19 protein-coding genes are annotated in these 21362 nt (G+C 67.5%); 8 read left to right on the top strand and 11 right to left on the bottom strand.

What is annotated here, in order from left to right; genetic code table 11:
• Positions 1-74: 74 nt before the first annotated feature.
• The 4 genes from ABIC25_RS23040 to ABIC25_RS23025 form a co-directional block, all read right to left on the bottom strand.
• On the bottom strand, positions 75-848 hold the full coding sequence (locus ABIC25_RS23040) for a hypothetical protein (RefSeq protein WP_004022745.1): 774 nt from the start codon (positions 846-848) through the stop codon (positions 75-77).
• 288 nt (positions 849-1136) lie between these two features.
• Positions 1137-2003, bottom strand: a complete 867-nt coding sequence (locus ABIC25_RS23035) for a 3-hydroxybutyryl-CoA dehydrogenase (RefSeq protein WP_004022744.1) — start codon at positions 2001-2003, stop codon at positions 1137-1139.
• 163 nt (positions 2004-2166) lie between these two features.
• Positions 2167-3462, bottom strand: a complete 1296-nt coding sequence (gene aceA / locus ABIC25_RS23030; protein WP_004022743.1) for an isocitrate lyase — start codon at positions 3460-3462, stop codon at positions 2167-2169.
• A gap of 468 nt (positions 3463-3930) precedes the next feature.
• Complete coding sequence (locus tag ABIC25_RS23025) at positions 3931-4701, bottom strand: hypothetical protein (protein ID WP_354563327.1); 771 nt, start codon at positions 4699-4701, stop codon at positions 3931-3933.
• A 60-nt stretch (positions 4702-4761) separates the two neighbouring features.
• Between ABIC25_RS23025 and ramB the strand changes: the two genes are divergently transcribed.
• Positions 4762-6201 carry an acetate metabolism transcriptional regulator RamB gene (gene ramB / locus ABIC25_RS23020; protein WP_004022741.1) on the top strand — a complete coding sequence of 480 codons (1440 nt, stop codon included), beginning with the start codon at positions 4762-4764 and terminating at the stop codon, positions 6199-6201.
• 85 nt (positions 6202-6286) lie between these two features.
• Here the strand turns inward: ramB and ABIC25_RS23015 are convergent, their stop codons facing one another.
• Together ABIC25_RS23015 and ABIC25_RS23010 are read right to left on the bottom strand one after the other, a co-directional pair.
• Positions 6287-7264, bottom strand: a complete 978-nt coding sequence (locus ABIC25_RS23015; protein WP_354563325.1) for an IS481 family transposase — start codon at positions 7262-7264, stop codon at positions 6287-6289.
• Between the two features lie 137 nt (positions 7265-7401).
• On the bottom strand, positions 7402-8814 hold the full coding sequence (locus ABIC25_RS23010; protein ID WP_354563324.1) for a lipase family protein: 1413 nt from the start codon (positions 8812-8814) through the stop codon (positions 7402-7404).
• A gap of 310 nt (positions 8815-9124) precedes the next feature.
• On the opposite strand from ABIC25_RS23010, the gene ABIC25_RS23005 reads away from it, so the two are divergent.
• Entirely contained in the window at positions 9125-10528 is a 1404-nt protein-coding gene (locus ABIC25_RS23005; protein ID WP_354563322.1) for a lipase family protein, read from the top strand.
• A 23-nt stretch (positions 10529-10551) separates the two neighbouring features.
• Here the strand turns inward: ABIC25_RS23005 and ABIC25_RS23000 are convergent, their stop codons facing one another.
• On the bottom strand, positions 10552-11016 hold the full coding sequence (locus tag ABIC25_RS23000) for a MaoC family dehydratase (RefSeq protein WP_004022738.1): 465 nt from the start codon (positions 11014-11016) through the stop codon (positions 10552-10554).
• A gap of 25 nt (positions 11017-11041) precedes the next feature.
• On the opposite strand from ABIC25_RS23000, the gene ABIC25_RS22995 reads away from it, so the two are divergent.
• Both ABIC25_RS22995 and ABIC25_RS22990 read left to right on the top strand, forming a co-directional pair.
• Positions 11042-11578: a carboxymuconolactone decarboxylase family protein gene (locus ABIC25_RS22995; RefSeq protein WP_101822214.1), complete on the top strand. Its 537-nt coding sequence runs from the start codon at positions 11042-11044 to the stop codon at positions 11576-11578.
• A gap of 1 nt (position 11579) precedes the next feature.
• Complete coding sequence (locus tag ABIC25_RS22990; RefSeq protein WP_354563320.1) at positions 11580-12224, top strand: class I SAM-dependent methyltransferase; 645 nt, start codon at positions 11580-11582, stop codon at positions 12222-12224.
• Positions 12225-12237: 13 nt separating this feature from the next.
• Here ABIC25_RS22990 and ABIC25_RS22985 read toward each other — a convergent pair whose 3' ends face one another.
• Positions 12238-13122 carry a DNA-3-methyladenine glycosylase family protein gene (locus ABIC25_RS22985; RefSeq protein WP_248644575.1) on the bottom strand — a complete coding sequence of 295 codons (885 nt, stop codon included), beginning with the start codon at positions 13120-13122 and terminating at the stop codon, positions 12238-12240.
• Between the two features lie 4 nt (positions 13123-13126).
• Entirely contained in the window at positions 13127-14512 is a 1386-nt protein-coding gene (gene lpdA, locus ABIC25_RS22980) for a dihydrolipoyl dehydrogenase (protein WP_239403404.1), read from the bottom strand.
• 119 nt (positions 14513-14631) lie between these two features.
• Here lpdA and ABIC25_RS22975 point away from each other — a divergent pair, with 119 nt between their 5' ends.
• Genes ABIC25_RS22975 through ABIC25_RS22965 form a run of 3 tightly spaced genes read left to right on the top strand, consistent with a single transcriptional unit; the run spans position 14632 to position 17017 of the window.
• Entirely contained in the window at positions 14632-15237 is a 606-nt protein-coding gene (locus ABIC25_RS22975; protein ID WP_354563318.1) for a TetR/AcrR family transcriptional regulator, read from the top strand.
• Positions 15238-15258: 21 nt separating this feature from the next.
• Complete coding sequence (locus tag ABIC25_RS22970) at positions 15259-16518, top strand: oxidoreductase (RefSeq protein WP_004022732.1); 1260 nt, start codon at positions 15259-15261, stop codon at positions 16516-16518.
• 10 nt (positions 16519-16528) lie between these two features.
• Positions 16529-17017 (top strand): DinB family protein, encoded by a 489-nt coding sequence (locus ABIC25_RS22965; protein ID WP_354563316.1) that lies wholly within the window; start codon positions 16529-16531, stop codon positions 17015-17017.
• Positions 17018-17020: 3 nt separating this feature from the next.
• Here ABIC25_RS22965 and ABIC25_RS22960 read toward each other — a convergent pair whose 3' ends face one another.
• Positions 17021-18595, bottom strand: coding sequence for a serine hydrolase (locus ABIC25_RS22960; protein ID WP_354563374.1), 1575 nt, complete (start codon positions 18593-18595; stop codon positions 17021-17023).
• A gap of 201 nt (positions 18596-18796) precedes the next feature.
• On the opposite strand from ABIC25_RS22960, the gene ABIC25_RS22955 reads away from it, so the two are divergent.
• Positions 18797-20866 (top strand): prolyl oligopeptidase family serine peptidase, encoded by a 2070-nt coding sequence (locus ABIC25_RS22955; RefSeq protein WP_354563315.1) that lies wholly within the window; start codon positions 18797-18799, stop codon positions 20864-20866.
• Here ABIC25_RS22955 and grpE read toward each other — a convergent pair.
• Complete coding sequence (grpE, locus tag ABIC25_RS22950; protein WP_239403408.1) at positions 20827-21336, bottom strand: nucleotide exchange factor GrpE; 510 nt, start codon at positions 21334-21336, stop codon at positions 20827-20829. The genes ABIC25_RS22955 and grpE overlap by 40 nt on opposite strands.
• Positions 21337-21362 lie beyond the last annotated feature (26 nt).

Here is a 21362-nt window from a genome sequence, read left to right as displayed (position 1 = left end):
GAGACAACGGCACCCGACACACGACAACGCCCCCGCCGAGGGCGGGGGCGTTGCGGATGCGACTGCGCGAGAGCTTACTTCGCGGTGGTCGGCTTCTTGACGGGAGCCTTCTTGGCCGGCGCCCGCTTGGCGGCGGTCTTCTTCACGGCCGGAACCGGGGTGTCCTTGGCCTCGGCCACCTTGGTGGCCGGCGACGACTTGGCGGCGCGGCCCTTGGCCTCGACAGTGCCTGCGGCGCCGTCGATTTCCTTGGCCGCGTCGTCGGCCTGCTCCTTGACGTTGCTGCCGGCCTCTTCGATGGCGACGGCGACGTCCTCGACCTGCTCACTTGCGCGGCCGGCGAGCTTCGCCGCGCGGTCGCCGACCAGGCGGGTCTGGGTGGACACGACCCCGAGAGCATCCTCGGTGAGGTCGACCGCGTCGTTGTAGACCTTCTCGGCACGCGAGAGGTTCTCCTGGACGAGCGGCTTGGTGCGGAGGCGTTCGAGCGTGGCCTCACCGCGCTCGGCGAGCGAGGTGTAGAAGCCGTAGGCCTTCTCCACGTACGGATCGGTGATGCGCTTGAGCTCGTCGGCGGTCAGCTTGCCGCGCAGCTCCTCGAGGTCGCCGGGGACCTCCTCGGACAGCGAACCGATGCGGGTCTTGGCCTCGTCGAAGCGCGTCTGTGCGGTCTCCGGCAGATCCGTGATCCGGGTCTTGGCCTCGTCGAAACGCGACTGAGCGGTCTCGGCAGCAGCTTCGGTGCGCTCACGCAGTTCGGTCAGCTTCTCGGTGACCTGCGCGAAGGCGTAGTCGCCTGCGCCGACTGCGGCGTAGAGGGGGGCATAGTTGCGTTCGGTGGTGGTCACAATGGACTCCTTCGGGTTGGGTCACCAATCGCGCTGCAGCACATGCGGTCTCGCTCATCTCGGCATCTTCGCCGGGCGCATGTCGGAACATTCCGTCGCCTGTCGCCTCGAAACGTTCGGTGTCGCAAGCCGATTCGATCCGGCTCACACCGCGCGAGAAAAGGGGAACCGCGGCGCCATCGGTATTGGTGTTTCCGATATCCAGTATCCACGCCGTGCTAGCAAATGCAAGCATCCTGCTAACACTCGTGACAGAGGTCACTCGTACGCCCCGACAGACCGGTCAGATCACCCGTATCGGTGGAAGCCGTGGCCGGCCTTCTTGCCCAGACGGCCGGCCTCGACCATGCGCAGGAGCAGCGGAGGCGGCGAGTAGAGGGGCTCTTTGAACTCCTCGTACATCTTGTCGGCGATCGCCTTGACCGTATCGAGTCCGACGAGGTCGGCCAGCTTGAGCGGGCCCATCGGATGGGCGCAGCCCAGGACCATGGCCTTGTCGATGTCGTCGACCGTCGCGAAGCCGCTCTCCACCATCCGGATGGACGAGAGCAGGTACGGGACGAGCAGGGCGTTCACGACAAACCCGGACCGATCGGCCGATCGGACCACCTGCTTGCCCAGCACGTCGTGCGCGAAGGTCTCGGCGCGCTCGACGACCGCCGGCGTGGTCACCAGGGTGGTGACGACCTCGACCAGCGGGAGAACCGGGACGGGGTTGAAGAAGTGCATGCCGATGACACGAGCGGCATTCTGAGTTGCCATGCCCAGCTTCATGATCGGGATGGACGAGGTGTTCGACGCCAGGACGGCCTCGGGGTCGGCGACGACCTTGTCCAGTTGGGTGAAGATCTCGGTCTTGACCGTTTCGTCCTCGACGACGGCCTCGCACACGAGTTGACGGTCGGCGAAGTCGCCCAGGTCCGAGGTGAAGCGGAGTCGAAGCGACGCCTGTTCGCGTTCCCGCTCGGTCAGTTTGCCACTGGAGACGCCGCGGTCGAGCGATCGGAGGACCCGATCGCGACCGGCGGCGGCCAGTTCGCGGGTGAATTCGTAGACGAGCACATCCGAGTGGGCACGCGCGCACACCTCGGCGATTCCGGCGCCCATCTGCCCTGCCCCCACCACCCCGACGCGGGAGATCGTCTGGCTTGTCATGTCGGCTCCTCGGAGAAAAACGTTCTGGCGACAACCGATTTCGCGAGAACAGGGGTGACTCCCAGGTACTGATCACGCCCGGGATACGCCAACAGGCGGCCCGCAGCGAAAGCCGCGGACCGCCTGACTGGTTTGCCAAATCACGCCAGAGGCGGTCGGGTTCCTAGTGGAACTGACCCTCCTCGGTCGAGCCCTTGAGAGCTGCGGTCGAGGTGTTGGGGTCGACGGTGGTGGCGATGTTGTCGAAGTAGCCTGCGCCGACCTCACGCTGGTGCTTGACGGCGGTGAAGCCACGCTCTTCGGCAGCCTTGAACTCGCGGTTCTGCAGGTCGACGAACGCCGACATCTGCTCGCGGGCGTAGCCGTAGGCCAGGTCGAACATGCCGTAGTTCAGCGAGTGGAAGCCGGCCAGCGTGATGAACTGGAAGGTGAAGCCCATGGCGCCGAGCTCGTTCTGGAACTTGGCGATGGTGCTGTCGTCGAGGTGCTTGCTCCAGTTGAACGACGGGCTGCAGTTGTAGGACAGCAGCTGGTCGGGGTACTCGCTCTTGACGGCCTCGGCGAACTTGCGCGCCAGCTCGAGATCGGGGGTGCCGGTCTCCATCCAGATCATGTCGGCGTAGGGAGCGTAGGACTTCGCACGCTCGATGCACGGCTCGATGCCGTTCTTCACGTGGTAGTAGCCCTCGGCGGTGCGCTCACCGGTGACGAACTGCTTGTCGCGGTCGTCGACGTCCGAGGTGATCAGCGTCGCAGCCTCGGCGTCGGTGCGTGCGATGACGACGGTGGGCACACCGGCGACGTCGGCGGCCAGACGAGCCGAGTTCAGGGTGCGGACGTGCTGCTGGGTCGGGATCAGCACCTTGCCACCGAGGTGGCCGCACTTCTTCTCCGAGGCGAGCTGATCCTCCCAGTGGGTACCGGCGGCACCCGCGGCGATCATGGCCTTCTGCAGCTCGTAGACGTTGAGGGCGCCACCGAAGCCGGCCTCACCGTCGGCGACGATCGGGACGACCCAGTTGTCGACCGAGTCGTCACCCTCGACACGGGCGATCTCGTCCGCGCGCAGCAGCGCGTTGTTGATGCGACGCACGACGCTCGGCACCGAGTTGGCCGGGTAGAGCGACTGGTCGGGGTAGGTGTGCCCGGAGAGGTTGGCGTCGCCGGCGACCTGCCAGCCCGAGAGGTACACGGCCTTCAGGCCGGCGCGAACCTGCTGCACGGCCTGGTTGCCGGTGAGGGCGCCGAGTGCGTTGATGTAGCTGCCGTCACCCTTGGTCACGCCGTCCCACAGGATCTCCGCGCCACGACGGGCGAGGGTGTGCTCCTCGACGACCGAACCCTGGAGCTCGGCGACCTGCTCGGCGGTGTAGTCGCGCTTGATGCCCTTCCAGCGCGGGTTGGTGTCCCAATCCTGCTGGATCTCTGCGGCGGTACGGGGCTTTCCGACGTTGCTCATTGGCTACTTCGCTTTCGTTGTCCTGCTCGTCCCGACCGGGGGCCGGATCGGGGCGACGGCCCGGCGTGCCGCCGGAACCTCTCTGCTGACAGACAACCGACATCCTCGCCTGAAGGTGCTGACTCGCGGTCGGCGTCAGTCTCGGCCGAAACTTGCGAACCTGCGGACTCGGTGTCGGTAGTGCCTGCAGCCAGGGTGCCACAAGACAAACCTGCAGGTCCAACCCTTGAGCACTGCAAATCTGGGTTATTTTTCGTCATCGGTGTGCAAAGTTTGCAAATATTGATCTGTGAATCGCGAAGCCCCGCCCGCCAAAAAGTACGTCCGTACTGGGATTTTCTACTCGCGGGTAGGAATGCACCTGGGTACCGAAGCGCTCTCGGTCCGCACGACGCCGGGAACGGTCAGGTGGCCGAGAGTGACGCCCTTCACACGATCCGGGGCCGCGCCGATCGCGGTCCGCGGGGCTCAGGGCGTGGTGACTCGTTCGACAGCGACGTCGAACAGGGCCGAGAAAGCGGCCGGATCGATCGGCTCGACCGGCGTGGTCGGCGGATCGGTCGCGCGGGTCGGCGCGCCCGACACCGTGAGTTGCACCGTCACCCGGCCCGACGCCGGGCGGTCGAGCAGTGCGTACCCCGCGAAGCCGATCTGCCGGCGGACGCCGCCGTCGGGAAGTGTCGTCGTGACGTCGGATCGGGTGACCAGCAACTGCTCACCGGGCAGCAACCCCCCGTCGACATCCGGCTGGGGCAGTTCGGTGTACACCGTGAGCACCCGGCTTCCCGAGAGATGCCCGGTGGTGATCTCCGTCGTGGTGCGCGAGCAACGGCCCGTCGTTGTCAGACGATCGGCGTCGATGTCGCGAGATGCGGTGGTGACGAGTTCGACGAGGGTCCCCGTGGCGCCGTCACGAGCGGCCAGGACAGCAGAGTTGTCCGCGGTCAGCTGCTTGTTGAGCGACTCATCGGACGTGGGCCGACAGTACTCGGGCGTGACACGCGCCGACCGGGACGCATCGATGGCGGCCTGGTTCCCCCCGACGAGATCGGACACGGACAGCGGAGCGGCGGTGTACCCGGGCGGCAGTTCCGACGCGGACAGCACCAGATCGGCAGGTCCCCGTGGAGCCGGCGCGGTCTCCGGACCGGCTGCACACCCCGCGACGCCGAGCGCCACGGCCGCGACCGCCACGGCCAGCGCTGCCGGCGAGCGGCGTCGGCCGAGGAGGGTGAGCACGCGGTCACCGTACCCTGGGGGCGACGCTCAGGGCGGCGGCACCTGTCCGGGAGGTGGACGATGAGCAGGACCTATGTGGGATCGCGGTTACGCCAGTTGCGTTCCGAGCGCGGCCTGTCGCAGGTCGCTCTCGCGCAGACCCTGTCGATCTCGGCGTCGTATCTCAATCAGATCGAGCACGATGCGCGTCCCCTCACCGCCTCGGTGCTCGCCAAGATCACCGAGGCCTTCGGCGTCGACGCCGGGTTCTTCGACTCGCAGGACGACGTCCGTCTGGTCGCCGAGTTGCGGGAGGCCCTGCTCGACGACGATCTCGAGGCCTCCCCCGGCGCGCTCGACGCACAGGGGATCAGCGCGATGGTCACGTCGCACCCCGAGATGGCGCAGGCGATGGTGAACCTCCACCGCCGCTATCGGATCGCGACCGATCAGCTCGCGGCGGCCACCGACGAACGCGGGGATCGCAGCATGCGCGGCACCATCAGCGCGCCGCACGAGGAGGTGCGCGACTACTTCTATCAGCGCCGCAACTACATTCACGAACTCGACGTCGCTGCCGAGGGGATGACGACCCGGATGCGGATGCATTCGGCCGACATCCGCCGCGAGATCATGAATCGCATCGAGAGCGTCCACGGCATCAGCATCGTGCGACGCGTCGACCTCGGCGACTACACGCTGCACCGGTTCGACCGCGAGGCCCGGCGCCTGGAGTTCTCCGCATCGCTGTCGGCGGGGCAGCGGACGTTCAAACTCGCGAGCGAACTCTGCTATCTCGAATACCAGGATCTCCTCGACAAGCTGGTCGACGAGGCCAATTTCAGCAGCGAGGACGCCAGGGCGCTCGGACTACTCGGTCTGGCGAACTATTTCGCCGCCGCGGTCGTCCTGCCCTACAGCCAGTTTCACGGCGCGGCAGAGGACTTCCGGTATGACATCGAACGACTGTCCGCCTTCTACTCAGTTTCGTACGAGACGATCTGCCACCGGCTCTCTACACTGCAGCGACCCAACTTACGCGGCATCCCCTGGTCGTTCGTTCGCGTCGACCGCGCGGGGAACATGTCGAAACGCCAGTCCGCCACCGGTTTCCACTTCTCGCAGAGCGGCGGGACGTGCCCGCTCTGGAATGTCTACGAGACCTTCGCCTACCCCGGCAAGATCATCACCCAGATCGCCGAGATGCCCGACGGCCGCAACTACTTCTGGGTGGCACGAACCGTCGAACGCCGCGCGACTCGCTACGGCCAACCCGGCAAGACCTTCGCGATCGGCATGGGTTGCGAACTACGCCATGCCGCGCGGGTCATCTACTCCGACGGCCTGGAGATCGGGCCGCAGGCACATGTCACGCCGATCGGTGCCGGTTGCCGGGTATGCGAGCGGACCAACTGCGCCCAGCGTGCATTCCCCGCTCTGGGGGCCTCACTGCGCATCGACGAACACACCAGCAGCGTCTCGCCGTACATGAGCCTCACCGAGACACGTCCCGCTCCCTGATCCGAACGAAACACACAACCACTGCTCCCTGAGGTGCGAGGAGCGCTGGCGACCTGCCCCACTGCTCCCTGAGGTGCGAGGAGCGCTAGCTGTAAGACCCGGGCAGGTTGTGAACGTGTAGGCGTTCGATCGGGGTGAGTCCGCCGATACCACTGTGGGCTCGGTGGTGATTGTAGTGGTGCAGCCAGTCGTCGTAGGTGGCTGTGCGGGCGGTCTCTGAGCTGTAGAACTCGGCGTAGGCCCATTCCGAGGCCAGAGTGCGATTGAAGCGCTCGACCTTGCCGTTGGTTTGCGGACGGTAGGGACGGGTCTTCTTGTGCTTGATATCGACGCCGAGAGATTCCGCGAAAACCTTTGATCGGTAACACGATCCGTTGTCGGTCATCACTCGCCGCACGGTGATGCCGTGCCCTTGGAAGAAGGCCATCGCCCGGTCCCAGAACTGCGCGGCGGTCTCTTTGCGTTCGTCGGTGAGGATCTCCGAGTACGCCAGCCGGAAATGGTCATCGACGGCGTGGTGCAAGTACGCGTACCCCGGGCGGTGTTTCTTGTTGTGCCGGTTGCCGATCGTACGCCCGAGTTTGCGGTGCCCACCGCCTTCAGGGATGCGGCCGAGCTTCTTGATGTCGACGTGGATCAGGTCGCCGGGAGCGTCGTGTTCGTAGCGGCGTGGCGGGGTCCGGCGTACCGGAAGACCGGTGGCCTGATCCAAGTGACGCAACAGCGGCATCCGATACCGGCGCAACACCGCCTCAACGGTCGATCTCGCCAGCCGCAGGTGCGCGGCGATACGTGCAGCGCCCCAGCGACGGACAAACCGCAGCTTGATGATTCGACGTTCACGGCGCACCGCAAGTCGGGTGGGTGAGCGGCGGGGCCGGCTGGAGTGATCTGCCATGCCGGCCTCACCGGTCTGCCGGTAGCGGTCAGCCCACTTCTTGGCGGTCGCGGTGGAGCAGTTGAATCGTTCCGCGGCTCGTCGCAGAGGCCAACCCTGGTCGACGACGCACTGAGCCAGGGCCAGACGGCCACGTTCGGTCAGAAAAGCATTACGGTGGGTCATGAGGGCCTCTTGGTGATCGGCGTGTGTGTGGTAACCACATCGATACCGGAGGCCCTCACCTGTTGACCGGAACCACGCCGTTCACAACCTCCCCAAGAGTTACAGCTAGCGACGAGCCGCGAAGGGCCGTACCACGATCAGCGTCGGCACCCGTTCGGTGCCGGCAGCCCACGCAACCGGTCGTCGAGCCATCTCGCGGTGTCCGGGAAGCCGAGCGCGGCCGCCGACACGTGCTCGGCCCCGTATTCGCGGTAGATAGCGGTGGCACCGAGCGCACACTGCTGGTCGAACAGCGCCCGTGCCTGACTAGCCGGGACCCACCACTCGTAGCGCCCGTGGTAGATCAGCAACGGCATCGACGCCTCGAGATCAGACATGGCCGTGACCTCGAACAGCTTCTCGGCAAGTGCGGAGTGGAACGGATCCGGGTCGGTCGACAGCAGCTGGGTCGGCAGGTGGGCGATGCCGAGATTGCCCATGTCGTCGGTGCAGATGTTGCGGATCTCCGACGTCGCAAGCCATCTCGCCAGATTGTTCGACATCCGCAAGACCTCGGGCCGCTCGCGTGCGACACCGAGCATCCCGGCGTGGAAGACGCCGGAGGCCAGGTTCGCATTCATGGCGCCGGCGAGCGACCGGTAGTCGGCAGGCACCCCGCCGATGGCCGCTCCCACGAAACGGCCGGCGATGTCGGGTGCATATCCGGCGGCGAGCTTGGCCGCTCCGTGGGTGGCGATCGCCCCGCCGGAGTAGCCGACCATCGCGATGGGTCCGTACGCGAAGTTCGTCGGGTCGAGGTCTGCGGCCGCGCGGACCGAGTCGAGGATCACGTGTGCCGCGACATACGGCTCGGCGTACGCCATCCGGGGCCCCGTGTGATCGGGCACGAGCACCGCATAACCGCGATCGAGTGCGAGCTGGGTGAACGGCGGGATCAGATCGGTCTCGTTCGTGTTGTTGGTGAAACCGTGCGCGTAGGTGAACCCTGTCGTGCACCTGGTACCCAACGCGACGATCGGCGAATTGTTGATCAGGACGGGCCGGGCTCCCCGCCCGGTCCACGCCTTGGCCGGCACCAGGAGGGTCGCGGTGCCGAACATCGGTGCGTCGTTCGCGTCGGTTGTCCGGAACTTGACCTGCCGCGCCGACCGCAGCGGGACGAAGACGAGCGGCTGCGCCACGCGCGTCACCGACCGTGTGGACAGGATCTCCCCGGGGGTCCGCGCACCCAGCCCCGCCGGCCAGTGATCGAAGAATCGGTCTCCGCTCGGCGACGGCATGAGCGCTTCGCGGAGTTCTTGCAGTTCCTGCGAGGCGCCCGGGATACGGGACCGTTCCGGGATGCGTGACAACTTCTTGACCGGCGGCGGCGGGATCACCGCGTCGATGTCCTCTGGTAGCTGCGACGGGACCGAGGTGAGGTTGGGCGGTTCGGCGTCGGCCGTCCCGCTCGTCCCGGTCGGACCCGCGACGAGAGCCACCGCGGCTGCCACCGCCGTGATTGCGATCGCTGCCCGTCGAACCGATCGTCGAACTCCCCTTATCGGCATCGCCGATCTCCCGTCTCACATCGGTGACCGTCGAGTCCCCGCCCCCCGGCAGCACATCTGACGACTCGAATCGCGATCACCTGTGGGCCAATGCTAGATGGCGCGGGGCGCACACGCCGTGCCGATGGCGCAGGCGATCGCACGTGTAGTCCGGTCGGGCGACACGCGAATACTCCTTGGGCACCTGATATCACGGTTGCGTCTCGGTGTGGCGACCATCGATACGCGTTGGGCGCCCGGGCCCGGTCGCGCGTCCTACCGTCACGAGGTGGCGGGCGCATCGGGGCGCCCGTGAAGCGGAGGCACCGTCATGACGACTACCTCACACCGCCGCGGGTCACCGCTCCGGCACCGATCGGTGTGGACGGTCGGCGTCCTGCTCGCCGCCGTCCTCGCTTCGTCGCATGTCGGACGCGCGGCCGCCGACCCACCGAACATGATGCCGTTGCCGCCGCCTGTCGTCGGGGCGATCGACGAGGCGGTGCCCCCGCCGCCGATTCCCCGACTCGGCGTCATCCCACCGCGTGCGCGGGCCGGCGGATTCGACCACCGCACACTCGAATTGCTCGAATCGATCCTGCCCTCGCCCACCGGGGACCCGATGTTCGACCGCTGGCCGGTGGATCTGCTCGGCCGCGCGCCGGGCGACGTGATCGCCACCCGCGACGTCACCGCGGCCGCCGGTCCCGTGGTGACGGTACCGCTCCGATCGGCGACACTGATCAAGTTCCGGAGCACCGATGCCGTCGGGGCACCGATCTACGGCACGGCGACCCTGCTGATCCCGCGACGGGCGGTCGACGCATCGATGCCGATGCTGGTGAACAACCTCCCGATCGATTCCCTCGGCGCCGCCTGTACGCCCGGATACACACTCGCGCACGGGTTCTCCATTGCGACCGGGGTCACGGACCTCATCCCGCCGGCCACCCAGCTCGCCCTGGACCAGGGCTTTGCGGTTCTCGTGCCCGACCACCAGGGTCCCCGGATGGCCTACGCCGAACCGGTACTCGCCGGCCACGTGACGCTCGACGCCATCCGCGCTGCCGTTCGGGTGCGACCGGACACGCTGCGCGACAGTCGGATAGCGATGACCGGATACTCCGGCGGCGCCATCGCCACACACGGAGCGTCGAAACTGTTGGGCGACTATGCCCCCGAACTCACCGAGCAGGTCGTCGGGGCGGCACTCGGCGGTGTCCCGGCCGACTTCCGCATGCTCGTCGGGAGCATGAACGCAAACCTGGCGTCCGGCCTGTTCCATGCCGCCACTTTCGGTATCGTGCGCGAACATCCGGAAATCCTGGCCCTGGCCAACCGGCCGGCGCGATGGCTGGCCTCGTCGCCGTTGAAAAACGTGTGCGTCATCCCCGAGGCGATCGCCGGAGGGACCTTCCTACCGATGCAGGTGCTGTCCGACGACCCCGATCCGTTCCGGTCGCCGACCGCCGAACGCATCTACCGGCTGACCCGGATGGCCGATCGCGTGTCCGCGATTCCGCTGCTGATCTACCACGGCACCCACGAGTGGTGGATACCTGCCGCCGGCGCCCGGGCGCTCTATCGCGAGCAGTGTGCGCACGGCGCCACCGCGGCCTACCGCGAGATCTTCGGTGAACACGTCGCCGCGGCGCTACTCGGCTTCCCGGTCGCTCTCGACTGGCTCGATCGTCGACTTCGTGGCGAACCGGCCGTCGACGAGTGCCGCCGCTGAGCGCCGAGACTTTCTGCGCCGGGTCAGAAGACGAGGACGCGGAGATTCTCGGCGACGCAGGCGGGTTTGGCCTCCCCCTCGATCTCCACCGTGTTGGTGACAACCATGTTCACGCCCTTGGGCGTCTCCTCGATCGAGGTGATCACCGCGTTGGACCGGATACGGGCGCCGACCTTCACCGGATTCGGGAAGCGCAACTTGTTCATCCCGTAGTTGAGGACCAACTTGGGACCCTCGACGGTGAAGATCTTGCCGGCGATCATCGGCAGCAGCGACACCGTCAGGTACCCGTGCGCGATGGTCGTCCCGAACGGACCGGACTTCGCACGCTCGGGATCGACGTGAATCCACTGGTGATCGCCGGTCGCATCGGCGAAGGCGTCGACCCGTTCCTGGGTGATCTCGAGCCACTCGCCCGACCCCAGATCCTCGCCGATCGCGGCCTTGAGTTCGTCGACACTGGTGAACGTCCGTGTACTGTGCGTCATAGTCCGCGTAGTCTACCGTGGGGCCATGGGCACACCTCGCGTCGCACCGGGTGGTTTCCGGGAGCTAGGGCCGGTCAATTTCGTCTTCGCACGGGGAGCCGCGCGCACGATCGGTGTGGACGACGCGCACATCTTCTCCACGCTCGGCCGCGCGAAGGGACTGTTCCGCGGCTGGCTCCACTTCAGCAGCCGACTCATGCCGTTCGGAGTGTTGCCGCGCAAGGACTCCGAGATGGTGATCATCCGGGTGGCGCACCTTCGGAAATGCGACTACGAACTCGATCATCACCGACGCCTCGGCCGTCGGGCCGGGATCACCGCGGACGAGTTCGACCGCATCCTGGAGGGTCCCGACGCCGGGTGGGGCGATCGCGAACGCGCCATCCTGCGGGCCGTCGACGAACTCGTCGAGACAAAGGACGTCTCCGACATCGCCTGGCAGGCGTTGTCCCGGCACCTCGACGACCGAAAGCTCATCGGTTTCACCTTGCTCGTCGGCCAGTACGACAGTCTCGCAACCACCATCCACACGCTGCGCATCCAGCGCGACACCCGCTCCTGAGATGGAGTCGATCGCGCAGCGGCTGATGCGCAACGAGTACTTCGCCGAGATCTACGAACACCTGTGGCGACCGACTTTCACGCGGCTCTTCAGTCTGGGCGGCCGGTCCACCGCCGACTTCGATCGCGCGCTGCGCGCCTACCTCGCCCGCCCCGGCGACCGCCTGGTGCTCGATGTCGCCTGTGGGCCCGGCAATTACACGCGAGAGATCGCCGACGGCCTCACCGGCGACGGTCGGTGCATCGGCGTGGACTTCTCCGCACCCATGCTGGCGCGGGCCGCGCAGACCAACGCCGTGGGGCGGGCCGCGTTCCTGCGCGGTGACGCCCACGCACTGCCGTTCGCCGACAACACCTTCGACGTGGTCACCTGCCTGGCCGCGCTCTACCTGATCCCCGATCCCCTACCAGTAGTCGACGAATTGGTGCGAGTGACCGCGCCCGGTGGCGAGATCGTGGTCTTCACCTCGGTGGCCACCCCGCTCACCTCACTCCCGGGTGTCCGGCCACTCGCCGGAGCGAGCGGGTACCGGATCTTCGACGACCACGAGATCGTCGAGCGCCTCCGTCGCGCCGGAGTGGACGACGTCGAGCAGACCGTCACCGGCCAGGGGCAATTCGTGCTGGCACGCAAGACGGGATCGTAGGGGCCCGACCCCTTCAGAACGACCGGTAGTCGCGGATGGTCATCCGCGGTCCGCGACGCTCGGGACGAACGCCGCCCCGCGTGACCATCCGGATGATGCGCTGTCGCTGTCCCGCATAGGGTTCGAGCAACTCGAGCATGCCCGCGTCGTCGACGGCCTCGCCGATCAGCGTGAGCCCCACCAGCTTCGGGATGTGGTAGTCGCCGACGTTGACGACGTCGGGGTCGCCGAGCGCCCGCGAGAGCGTCTCGGCCTCGGTCCATCGCCCGACGCCGCGTAGCACGGTGAGCTTGGCCGCATGGCGTTCGACATCGAGGGCGGTCGCCCCGCGGATCGTCCGCATCCGGACCGGTTCGATGCCGCTGCGGTGCCACTCCCAACTCGGGATGCGGGTCCACTCCGCTCGGGGCGGTGGCACCCTCATCGTCTCCGGAACCGGCCCGGGCGCGGGAGTACCGAAGCGGCGCAACAGATACCGCCATGCGCGGAACGCCTCGGCGCCCACGACCTTCTGTTCGAGGATCGCGGGCACCAAGGCCTCCCACACACGATCGGTGCGCCCGAGGCGCAATCCCTCGGTGCGACGGACGAGTTCGCTCACCACGGGGTGACGTGGGACCAGCGCGTCCGGATCGTCGCTCGCCCCGAGGAAATCGGGCATCTGCTCGAGCAGCCAGTCCGCCCCCGGCCCCCAGGCGCGTCCGGTGACGGTCGTGCCATCGGAGCGAACGGTCAGCGTGCCCGGCCCATCGGGCGTGTACGCCGCCCGCCACACCGACCTGTCTCGTCCGTAGACGAAAGCGGGGTCGCCCGCACCGCGCCGGTGCAGGCCGACCGTCGCCCCGATGTCCAGCGGCCACGGGGGTGTCCACTCGCGGACACGTTCGGCGGCACTCACTCGCCTACAGGTTGATCATGTGCCCGATCGCGCCGTGGAACGTCTCCTGGAGTGCCTCCGACAGGGTCGGGTGCGTGTGCACGTTGCGGGCGAGTTCCTTGGCGGTGAGGTCCCACTTGTGGGCCAGCGTCATCTCCGGGAGCATCTCGGAGACGTTGTCGCCCACGAGGTGTCCGCCGAGGAGTTCGTCGGTGTCGGCGTTGGTGAGCAGCTTCACGAAGCCCGCCGTCTCGCCGAGTCCCTGCGCCTTGCCGTTGGCCGAGAACGGGAAGGTCGTCGCCTTCACGTTGTAGCCCTCGTCCTTGGCCTGCGCCTCGGTGAGTCCGAAGGACGCGACCTGGGGCTGGCTGAACGTCGCGCGCGGCATGAACCGGTAGTCCCCGAGGGTCATGGTCTCGACGCCGGCCATGGTCTCCGCGGCCACCACACCCTGCGCCTCGGCGACGTGGGCGAGCTGCAGCTTGGCGGTGACGTCACCGATGGCGTAGATGCCCTCGACGTTGGTCCGCATGTAGTCGTCGATCGCGATGGCGCCGCGGTCGGTGAGTTCGACGCCGGTCTTCTCGAGGCCGAAGCCCTCGACGCGCGGGGCGAAACCGACCGACATGAGGACCTTGTCGACGGTGAGCTCGCCGTCCTTGTCCTTGGCGTCGGTGTAGGTGACGGTCACGCTGTCGCCGTTGTCGGTCACCGACTGCACACGGGTGCCGGTGAGCAGCTTGATGCCGAGCTTCTTGTACTCCTTGGCGAGCGCCTTGGACGAGTCGGCGTCCTCGTTGGGCAGCACGCGGTCGAGGAACTCGACGATGGTGACGTCCACGCCGTAGTTGGCCATGACGTAGCCGAATTCCATGCCGATGGCGCCCGCGCCGACGATGACGATGGAGTCGGGCAGTTCACGGGTGAGGATCTGGTCCTCGTAGGTGACCACGTTGTCCGACAGTTCGACGCCGGGGAGCAGCTTGACGGTCGACCCGGTGTCGATGATGACATTGTCGAAGGTGATCTCGCGATCGCCCACCGTGATCGTCTTGGCGTCGGTGAACACGCCGTATCCGTCGATCTCGGTGATCTTGTTCTTCTTCATCAGGTAGTGGACACCCTTGACGATGCCCTCCGAGACCTTGCGGCTGCGGTCGAATGCTGCTCCGAAGTCGAAGGAGACGTCGCCGCTGATGCCGAAGGTCTTGGCCTGATGATTGAAGATGTGCGCGAGTTCGGCGTTGCGCAGCAGTGCCTTGGACGGGATACATCCGACGTTCAGACACACACCGCCCCAGTACTTCTCCTCGATGACGGCGGTTTTCATGCCCAGCTGAGCCGACCGGATCGCGGCTACGTACCCACCTGGACCTGCACCCAATACAACTGTTTGAAAGTGTTCAGCCACGACAGTCAGCCTACGTCGCGTCCGACCGTCGCCGCAGAGTGTCCCACTACTCGCCGGTAGCAGTCCTCTGATTTCAATCACTGATTGAAACACCGACTGAACTGTGCTTTGCTGCTCGTGTGACCCAGACCACCCGAGATGAACGTGGTGCCGGGCGTCGCGGTTCGACGGCGATGCCCACGCGCGACGCCCTGCTGGCCGTCGCCGAACGTCTCTTCCTCGCCGACGGATACGACAAGGTGTCCGTCCGGGCGATCTGCGCGGCCGCCGACGCCAACCCGGCCGCGGTGCACTATCACTTCGGCACCAAGGACGACCTCACCATCGCGCTGCTGCAGTCCCGGCTCGGTCCGCTGTGGGCCGACCCGCTCGCCTCACTCGACCCGGCCGGCACGCCGATCTCTCAGGTCGTCGACGTGGTGGTGGCCCCTTTCGTCGACCTGCAGGCCGACCCGACCGGACACCTGCACCTACGGCTGCTCGCCCGGTTCGTGTTCGCCCATCCCGGTGCGAGCTGGACGTCGCACTGGTTCGATCTCGACCCCTTCGCGGACATGCTCGCCGAGGCCGTCCCCGGCCTGACCGCGAGCGAGGCGCGCCGGCGCTGGGCCCTCGCCTTCCAGCTCATCCTCCTGCGGTTCGGCGGCACCGAGACGTTGAGCACCCCCGCGGTGACGGCCCTGGCCGGCTTCGTCACCGCCGGACTGACCGCCCCCGCCACCTAGACACGAGTGAGAGGACCTGTCGTGGACAGCGCCACCACCGGACCGTTCAGCCCCGCCCGGCTGGGCCCGTTGCAGCTGCGGAACCGGCTGATCAAATGCGCCACCTTCGAGGGGATGACGCCCGACGCATTGGTGACCGACGAGCTCATCGAGTTCCATCGCGAGGTCGCGGCCGGTGGTGTCGCCATGAGCACCGTCGCCTACTGTGCGATCTCACCCGAGGGCCGCACCGACCGCCACCAGATCTGGATGCGCCCGGAGGCGGTTCCCGGTCTGCAGCGACTCACCGACGCCATCCACGCCGAGGGTGCGCTCGCCGCTGCCCAACTGGGACACGCGGGCGCGGTCGCGAACTCGGCGTCGAACCGGGCCCCCTCCCTCGGGCCGTCACGGATACCCGCGCCGATGGGGATGTCGGTGACCCGCGCGATCAGCGTCGACGACATCGCCGACCTGCGGACCACGTTCCGTCGGGCCGCCCGGCTCGCGGTGGACTCCGGCTTCGACGGGCTCGAGATCCATTGCGGCCACAACTATCTCATCTCCAGCTTCCTGTCTCCCCTGCTGAACCGTCGTCGCGACGCCTACGGCGGGAGCCTCGTCAACCGCGCACGTATCGCACGCGAGGTGGTCGAGACCGTGCGCGACGAGGTCGGCGACGAGGCGGCGATCTGGGTCAAACTGAACACCTTCGACGGCGTCGGCCGGGTCGACCTCGAGCGCTCTCCCGCGGCGCGGGCGCGCGGCCGGTCCAGGTTGAGCGGTTTCAACGTCGACGAGGCGTGCCGGGTGGCGCAGTTGCTGGAGTCCGACGGTCACCTGGACGCCATCGAACCCACCGCGGGGAGTTCACTTCTCAACCCGATGTACCTGTTCCACGGCGAGGCGCCGCGCAAGGAGTTCGCCGACGCCTTCTCCGGCGCGATGAAGTACGGCCTCAAGGCGTTCGCGCCGATCTTCCTGAAGCACTACCGCTATCACGACGCCTACCTGCTGCCCCTTGCGCGTGAGCTCCGCAAGGCCGTCGATCTGCCGCTGATCCTCCTGGGCGGCGTCACCGACCGGGCCTCGATGGACCTCGCTCTCGCCGAGGGTTTCGATTTCGTGGCCATGGGCCGCGCTCTGTTGCGTGAACCCGACCTTCCGCTGCGCCTGGCCGCCGACCCCACGACGACATCGAAGTGCATCCACTGCAACCTCTGCATGCCGACGATCTACTCGCACACCCGATGCCCGATCCGGGCCGGCGAAGTCCCCGACCCGGTGACTGCCGGCCGTTAGGGTGGTGCCCATGCCTCCTCGCCGCCGCAAGGACACCCCGCCACCGGCGACCGGCGCTTCGGAGAAGGAGGTGCTCGTCGGTTTCCTCGACTATCTGCGGGCGTCGGCGGTGGCCAAACTCGACGGCGTCGCCGAAGACGACGCTCGTGCGCCCGCCGTTCCGTCGGGCACCAGCCTCCTCGGCCTGGTCCGGCACCTGACGTTTGTGGAACGGTTCTTCTTCCTCGGCGAGGACGCCGACGACTGGCAGGCGACGTTCACCTGCCCGGACACCGACACCGTGGCATCGGTTCAGGATGCCTACCGACGTGCGGTATCCGAAGTCGGCGCGGTCATCGAGTCCTACACCGATCTCGCCGCACCTGCGCCGCGAGCGAGCGGACGACGCTCGTCACCCTCCATGAGGTGGGCGCTGACCCACCTGATCGAGGAGACCGCTCGTCACGCGGGGCACCTGGACATCATCCGCGAACGCATCGACGGCAAGACCGGGCGCTGAACATCACCGGCGGATGAATTCGCCGTTGCTCTCCTCGTCGTCGTAGTACTCGATCGTCATCCGCGGTCCGTCAAAGGTGACCTGCGAGATCGAACCCGGCTCGGCGTTCTCGTTGAGAAGCCTGAAGGTGAAGGTGTTGCCGTCCCAGTGGGCGAGCTCGTGCTTGCGCACCCCGCCCGGGCCCATCTCCAGGACGAGCTTCCCATCCCGCTCGACGACCTCCGCCGGTCCGTACACCGGATTCGCGTACGTGCCCACATACGACGGCAGTGGCTGCGGCGGAGCGGGATTCGACGGCGGTTCCTTGCCGACGAGTTCACCCTCCGGCACGCTCAGCGGCGCATACGCCTTGGCGTACAGGTCGCGCCAGTCGTTGCGGATCTCACCGAACTGCACGAGGTCCATGAACTCGGCGGCGATCGCGTCGACCGCACCGAGGGGCGCGGCGTTGGAGAGGACCACGATGGCGGTGTCGCCGGACGGCAGGATCGAGAACACCGTTCCGGCGCCCGAGGCGAAGGCCCCGGCGTGGTTGAACTGCGTCCGCGCGTCCTCGGTGACCCCGACGTTGAAGCCGTAGCCGTACGAACCGGCGCGGGAGTCGGGCGTCTGCGGCGGATTGGACACGACCTGCGGTGAGACCGCCGGGAGCAGGGCGTCGGGTGCCACGACCTCCTGGCCGTTGTGCTTGCCCTGGGCCAGCACCATCTTCAGCCAGATCGCCATGTCGTTCACGGTCGAACTCACGCCGCCCGCGGGTGACTGGGCGTCGGGTTCACGCGGGATCGGGGTCTTGACCCACTTGTCGTCTTCCTTGATGTGCCCGACCGCGCGGTCCGCCCGGCGCTCGAAGTCGACGTATCGCGAGCTGGTGCTGGTCATGCCCAGCGGGCCGTAGATGAGGTCCTGAGACAGCGTCGCCCAGTCCGTCCCGGCCTTCACCGCCACCGCCTCGCCACCGGCCGTCACCCCGAAGTTGGTGTAGGCGTAGCTGATCCGGAACGGATCGAGCGGCATGAAGCGCATGCGCTGCAGGATCTCGTCGCGCGAGTAACCCATGTCCTCGAGTTTGTCGCCCGCATGGTCCGGGAGGCCGGACCGGTGAGAGTACATGTCGCCGACCGTGACCGTGCGGGTGACATACGGTTCGGCGAGCGCGAACCAGGGCAGCGATTCCACGATCGGCATCTCCCAGGTGACCGTCTTGTCGGTGACGGCGGCCGCGACCACCGTCGATCCGACCGACTTCGACACCGACGCGAGCTGGAAGACGGTGTTCGCGTCGACCGCGTCACCGGTGGTGATGTCCTTCACGCCGAACCCCTTGGCGTACTTCGTCTCCCCACCCGACACCACGGCCACGGCCACCCCGGGGATCTTCGTCGACTCGATCATCGAGTTGACGAGGTCGTCGAGCTGTCCGACCGCCTTGTCGACGGCATCGGCCGGCAGCGGCTCGGCGGCGACGGAGTTCGGATTGGCCGGCGACGAGCCCGACGGTGGCGCACCGGTTCCCGACGACCCGCTGTCGCAGGCGGCGACGAGAGCGATCACCGCGACCGCGGAGCAGGTGGCCATCGACAGACGACCCCATCTCGACGCCCGGGGCGGCTCATGGCCGGGACAGCGGACGGGAACGGAATGGGCAGTGGCCATGGGGGTCTCCTCGACGTCGCTGCGCCACGATACCCCGGAGACAACGGCCCGAGGAGCCGTTTTGCCGGGGTCGGCGCAGCGCGGGGATCAACCGGTCCGGCCCGCCCGCGTAGTTTGGACGCCATGACCGAGCACGGCGACCACGGCACCGCGTCCACCGACACCACACCCGACGACGATCCGTACCTGTGGCTGGAGGAGGTCACCGGCGACGAGGCTCTGTCGTGGGTGCGCGCGCACAACGAGCCCACGGTCGCGGCGCTGACCGCCTCGGAACCGTTCCGCGAGCTGGAGGCCGCGACGCTGGCGGCCCTCGACACCGACGACCGCATCCCCTACGCACGGCGGCGTGGGGAGTATCTCTACAACTTCTGGCGCGACGCGACCAACCCGCGCGGACTCTGGCGCCGGACCACGTACGACTCCTATGTCACCGATGCCCCCGACTGGGATGTCCTCATCGACGTCGATCAACTCGCCCGCGACGAGGACGAGAACTGGGTATGGGCCGGTGCGACCGCGCTGCGTCCCGAGTACGAGCGCGCGCTGATCTCCCTCTCGCGGGGTGGCGCCGACGCCACCGTCGTCCGCGAGTTCGACATCCCGTCCCGCACCTGGGTGACCGACGGATTCGTCCTGCCCGAGAACAAGTCCGATGTCGGTTGGATCGACCGTGACACCGTCTACGTCGGAACGGATTTCGGCGAGCAACCGGACGGGCAGGGCTCGCTGACCGACTCCGGCTATCCCCGCGTCGTCAAGCGATGGACGCGCGGCACCCCGCTCTCGGACGCCGTGACGGTCTTCACCGGCGAGACCGGTGACGTGTCGGTGCGCGCGTCGTACGACAGCACACCGGGATTCGAGCGTCATTTCGTCGGACGCGCCACGGACTTCTTCAACTCGCTCGACTACGAACTACGCGACGGGACCACCGAGTTGCTCGACGTCCCCACCGACGCCCACGCCGGGGTGCGGATGAACTGGCTGCTGGTGCTGTCGCGATCGGAGTGGGAGGTCGACGGCACGACCCATGCCCCGGGCACGCTGCTGGCCTTCGATTACGAGTCCTACCGGTCGGGCAACCGGGACGCGACCGTCCTGTTCGCGCCCGACGCGCACACGAGTCTCGTCGACTACGCCTACACGCGTTCGCATCTCATCATCGTGAAGCTTCACGACGTGCACACCGGGGTCGAGGTCCGCGAGCTCGGGACGTGGCGGGTCGTCGACATGCCGGGACTACCCGACCTCGCCACCGTCTCGGTGCTCGACACCGACCCCGACGAGAGCGACGAGGTGTTCTGGTCGGCGACGTCGTTCACCGATCCGCCGAGCCTTCTGCACGGCGACAGCGGCCACGCACCCGAGGTGATCAAGCGCAGTCCCGCATTCTTCGACGCCGACTCGGTGACCGCGGAGCAGCACTTCGCGACCTCCGACGACGGCACCCAGGTCCCGTACTTCGTCGTGCGGCGCCGCGACGTGTCCCACGGCCCGACCCTCCTGTACGGCTACGGCGGGTTCGAGAACGCCCTCACTCCGAGCTACCTCGCCATCGCCGGACAGAGCTGGGTCGAACGCGGCGGGATCTACGTCATCGCCAACATCCGCGGCGGCGGCGAGTACGGACCGTCGTGGCACACCCAGGCCCAGAAAGCTGGGCGGCACAAGGTCTACGAGGATTTCGCCGCGGTGGCGCGCGCCCTCGTCGACACCGGTCTGACGACACCCGCACAGCTGGGCGCGCAGGGCGGTTCCAACGGCGGGTTGCTCATGGGTGTGATGCTGACCCGGTACCCCGAGTTGTTCGGCGCCCTGGTGTGCCAGGTGCCGCTCATCGACATGAAGCGCTACCACCTCCTGCTGGCCGGAGCGTCGTGGATGGCCGAGTACGGCGACCCCGACGATCCCGCGCAATGGGAGTTCATGAAGCCGTTCTCGCCGTACCAGAACGTCGACGCCGAGGCGACCTATCCGCCCATCCTGGTGACCACCTCGACGCGCGACGACCGGGTCCACCCCGGCCATGCACGCAAACTCGTTGCACGCCTGGAGGAAACAGGACACGACGTGCAGTACTACGAGAACATCGAGGGTGGCCACGGCGGCGCCGCGGACAACAAGCAGTCCGCGTTCAAGTCGGCGCTCGCCTACGAATTCCTCTGGCGGACACTGTCTCCCGAGGACTGACCGCTCCGGAAGACCACCACAGCTGCGGGACGGACCGACCGCTCCCCGACGACGAGCCCCGGACGCAGGAGCTCGGCGACCGTGCGGTCCGCCGAGGTGTCGGTCGCCGCTCGGACATCGACCGCTTCCATGGTGCGGGCATCGAAGTCGGCACCGGGCGGCGGGGCGACGACGGCACCGCCACGGCCGACGATGAGCCGTTCCAGTCCGGCGCGCAACAACTCGAATGCGGGCCGGTCGGCCTCCGATGCGGAGACCACACACGTCGCCGCATCGGTGTGGAGCGCGAACAGGTCGACCAGCAGCGGAACGTCGGCCGTCGCGGACCCACCCGGCCGCTTGGCCGCGTCGACGAGCCGTTCGATCGTCCGGGTCTGCCGTGCCACCACAAGTGCGAGGTCGGACACCTGCTCCCGCAACTGCTCGAGCCCAGCGGTTCGGTCGGGTGCTGCGCCCTCCGGAGACGTCATTCCGCCAGCGTAATCAACACCCGCCC

The organism is Gordonia sp. PvP123, assembly GCF_040547295.1.
Lineage (GTDB): Bacteria > Actinomycetota > Actinomycetes > Mycobacteriales > Mycobacteriaceae > Gordonia > Gordonia terrae.
Note: the sequence above shows the minus strand (reverse complement) of the source record. Positions and strands in the feature narration are given on the sequence as shown.

Coding starts and splice junctions, on each gene's coding strand:
- ABIC25_RS23035 (WP_004022744.1), bottom strand. CDS start 2,003: ATGACAAGCCAGACGATCTCCCGCGTCGGGGTGGTGGGGGCAGGGCAG.
- aceA (WP_004022743.1), bottom strand. CDS start 3,462: ATGAGCAACGTCGGAAAGCCCCGTACCGCCGCAGAGATCCAGCAGGAT.
- ramB (WP_004022741.1), top strand. CDS start 4,762: ATGAGCAGGACCTATGTGGGATCGCGGTTACGCCAGTTGCGTTCCGAG.
- ABIC25_RS23015 (WP_354563325.1), bottom strand. CDS start 7,264: ATGACCCACCGTAATGCTTTTCTGACCGAACGTGGCCGTCTGGCCCTG.
- ABIC25_RS23010 (WP_354563324.1), bottom strand. CDS start 8,814: ATGCCGATAAGGGGAGTTCGACGATCGGTTCGACGGGCAGCGATCGCA.
- ABIC25_RS23005 (WP_354563322.1), top strand. CDS start 9,125: ATGACGACTACCTCACACCGCCGCGGGTCACCGCTCCGGCACCGATCG.
- ABIC25_RS23000 (WP_004022738.1), bottom strand. CDS start 11,016: ATGACGCACAGTACACGGACGTTCACCAGTGTCGACGAACTCAAGGCC.
- ABIC25_RS22995 (WP_101822214.1), top strand. CDS start 11,042: ATGGGCACACCTCGCGTCGCACCGGGTGGTTTCCGGGAGCTAGGGCCG.
- ABIC25_RS22990 (WP_354563320.1), top strand. CDS start 11,580: ATGGAGTCGATCGCGCAGCGGCTGATGCGCAACGAGTACTTCGCCGAG.
- ABIC25_RS22965 (WP_354563316.1), top strand. CDS start 16,529: ATGCCTCCTCGCCGCCGCAAGGACACCCCGCCACCGGCGACCGGCGCT.
- ABIC25_RS22960 (WP_354563374.1), bottom strand. CDS start 18,595: ATGGCCACCTGCTCCGCGGTCGCGGTGATCGCTCTCGTCGCCGCCTGC.
- ABIC25_RS22955 (WP_354563315.1), top strand. CDS start 18,797: ATGACCGAGCACGGCGACCACGGCACCGCGTCCACCGACACCACACCC.
- grpE (WP_239403408.1), bottom strand. CDS start 21,336: ATGACGTCTCCGGAGGGCGCAGCACCCGACCGAACCGCTGGGCTCGAG.